Source organism: Chitinimonas sp., assembly GCF_041904975.1.
Lineage (GTDB): Bacteria > Pseudomonadota > Gammaproteobacteria > Burkholderiales > Chitinimonadaceae > Chitinimonas.
In genome coordinates this window covers 1-2,555 of the sequence record NZ_JAYRLZ010000409.1, presented here as the reverse complement: position 1 = coordinate 2,555, position 2,555 = coordinate 1, and the positions used below count along the sequence as shown (strand labels likewise).

The window sequence follows — 2,555 nt, the reverse complement described above, 5'->3', positions numbered from 1 at the left end:
ATAGATCAACCTGGGTGAGCGATAGGGCTGCGCCTCCCAGTTCAGGCCATCGCCATCAACCGAAATCGGCTGCAGTTGCAGGCCATTGGCAAGCCAGGCCGATTTGGCGCCGGAATAGCCCGGCTCCTCCACCCAGGCCAGCTCCCCCACATCGGCCAGGCTACGCGACAGCAGGTCCAGCGCGCCCTGCATGCCGCTGCAAATCACAATCTGCTTGGGCTGGCAATTCACCCCGCGCGACAGTGCGAGATACTGGGCCAGCTGCTGCTTGAGGGCATCGAGTCCGCCTTCGCTGCGGTAGTCACAGTCGTTGCCGGTGGCGGCCTTTTGGCGCCGGTGCAAAAGCCGCCACCAGATCGACCAGGGAAAGGCCTGCAAATCGGGCCGGCCTGGCACAAATCCGCCCTGGTCCGGCTCGGTTCGGCGCCGCGTCTCACCGAGCGCCGCCAGCGCCCGCTGCGCCAGCGGCGGCAAAGCCGCAGCAGGATGGGCCGCCGTGCTTGCCGCAGGCGGCTGGTAAGCCACAAAAGTGCCTGCCCCACGCCGGCTGCTTAAAAAGCCTTCGGCCAGCAACTGCTCATAAGCATGCAAGACGGTATTTCGCGCCAAACCCAGTGTTCTGGCCAGCTCGCGACTGGCCGGCAGTGGATCGCCATTGCCGAGCTGGCCAGATTGGATGGCAGCACGCAGAGCGCGGTACAGCTGCCGATGCAAGGGTGTCGCATCAGTGTCTTTCAGCGTATTGGCCAGATAATCGACAACGGCAAGCATGGTGGTTCCAATATTTTGCGCAAAACTGGCTCTTATCTTAGGGCCAGTCGCTGGGTAAGGTAAGCGCTATCCACCCAACACGCAGGGAGCCAGCATGACCAGCCAGTTCACCCCCACGCCATTGACACGGGTCCGCCGCCTTGCGCAGGCGGCCAATTACGATCGAGCGACGGTGCATGCCATCATCGATGCCGGCTATGTCTGCCATATCGCCTTTTGCGTCGATGGTCAGCCGCATTGCATACCGACTGCGCACTGGCGCATCGGCGACAAGCTGTATATCCATGGCAGCAATGGCAGCCGCTTGATGAAGGCGCTGGCTGCCGGCGCCCCGGCATCGGTGTGTATCACCCATGTCGATGGCCTGGTGCTGGCACGCTCCGCTTTCAGCCATTCGATGAACTATCGCTCGGCCATGCTGTACGGCCAGTTCGAGGTGGTGAGCGACGAGGAGGAAAAATGGGCCTCGTTTGAGACCTTTATGGAGAAGGTCCAACAGGGCCGCTGGGAGCAGGCGCGCAAGCCCAATGCGCAGGAATATGCCGCCACCACCGTACTGGCCCTCACCATCGAGCAAGCCGTAGCCAAAACCCGCAGCGGCCCTCCCAAGGACGACGACGCGGACATGGATTGGCCGGTATGGGCGGGTGTACTACCGATTGAGACCCGCTTTGGCAGCCCGATCGCACACCGCGCCGACGCGACTGTTTAACGCAGAGGAGCAAGCATGTACCTACCTGCCCACTTTGAAGAAAGCCGCCCTGAGCTGCTGGCCAAGCTGATCAACGACTATCCGCTGGCCACCGTGATTGCCAGCCCGGTCGGCATCGATGCGCCCGAGATCAATCTGGTGCCGTTTTTGCTTGCGCCGCAGCCTGGCGAACACGGCAGGCTGCTCGGCCACGTGGCGCGCGGCAATCCGCTGGCGCAGTGTGATGGCCAGCAGCTGACCGTGCTGTTCCACGGGCCGAACGCCTATATCACGCCAAACTGGTATGCCAGCAAGGCCGAGACCGGTAAGGCGGTGCCGACCTGGAACTACGCCATGGTGGAAGTACGCGCCCGCCTGCGCTGCGTGCGCGAGTCCGGCCCGCTGCTCGCGCTGATGCGTACCCTGACCGATCACTTTGAAGCCGATCAGGCCAAGCCCTGGACGGTGGACGAAGCACCGGCTGACTATATCGACAAAATGCTGACCGCCATTGTCGGTCTGGAGCTGGATATCAAAGCCATACGCGGCAAGTTCAAGCTAAGCCAGAACCAAAGCCGGCAGAACTTCGCTTCGATACAGCAGGGGCTAGGCGGCGCGGGCAGCTCGGCAGCCAGTCAAACCCTGCATTACATGCAGGCGCTGCAGCGCTTGGGCAATTGAATGTTCCCCCGCCTTGCAAGGTGCGATGGGCGCCTGGTGTGCATTGCTTCAGCAGCATTTTAATCAGCACGCTTACGGCTTAAGCCATCTCCCCCCTGCCCAAGGTAGTTGGCTTGCCGTGCGATCGGGCCACACGCGCGATAGGCGCTGCCATTTCGGGCGTGGCCCACTCCTACCGGTACAGACAATGAATGTCCGATGCGATCGCACATCTGTCGCGCTTTTGCCCTTCTCTGTGCCCCCTCTGCGCGCTCTGTGTCCTCTGTGGTTCAAGGTTTGGTCCTAGGCTCTGTTGACGTTTTGCCGACGGTCGCGCCGGGTCGAGTTTTGCGGTAAATCAAGGCGGAATGAGTGCGGCATAACGGGTTGTGTAAGCGAATGACAATGCGGCGTTACCGCAAAACTCGGCCCG

The 2,555-nt window shown here is 61.9% G+C and carries 3 protein-coding genes; 2 read left to right on the top strand and 1 reads right to left on the bottom strand.

The features are described from left to right. Positions 1-771, bottom strand: a 771-nt coding sequence (locus ACE3OH_RS21530) for a PLP-dependent aminotransferase family protein (RefSeq protein WP_374358110.1), incomplete at its 3' end; no start/stop codon positions are given. A gap of 94 nt (positions 772-865) precedes the next feature. Between ACE3OH_RS21530 and ACE3OH_RS21525 the strand changes: the two genes are divergently transcribed. Together ACE3OH_RS21525 and ACE3OH_RS21520 are read left to right on the top strand one after the other, a co-directional pair. Then, positions 866-1,483, top strand: a complete 618-nt coding sequence (locus ACE3OH_RS21525) for a pyridoxamine 5'-phosphate oxidase family protein (RefSeq protein ID WP_374358107.1) — start codon at positions 866-868, stop codon at positions 1,481-1,483. 15 nt (positions 1,484-1,498) lie between these two features. After that, positions 1,499-2,143 carry an FMN-binding negative transcriptional regulator gene (locus tag ACE3OH_RS21520; protein ID WP_374358104.1) on the top strand — a complete coding sequence of 215 codons (645 nt, stop codon included), beginning with the start codon at positions 1,499-1,501 and terminating at the stop codon, positions 2,141-2,143. The last annotated feature ends 412 nt before the right edge of the window (positions 2,144-2,555 follow it).

Bases quoted from the DNA above. Each gene is read 5' to 3' on its own strand.
- ACE3OH_RS21525 (WP_374358107.1), top strand. From the start codon at position 866: ATGACCAGCCAGTTCACCCCCACGCCATTGACACGGGTCCGCCGCCTT.
- ACE3OH_RS21520 (WP_374358104.1), top strand. From the start codon at position 1,499: ATGTACCTACCTGCCCACTTTGAAGAAAGCCGCCCTGAGCTGCTGGCC.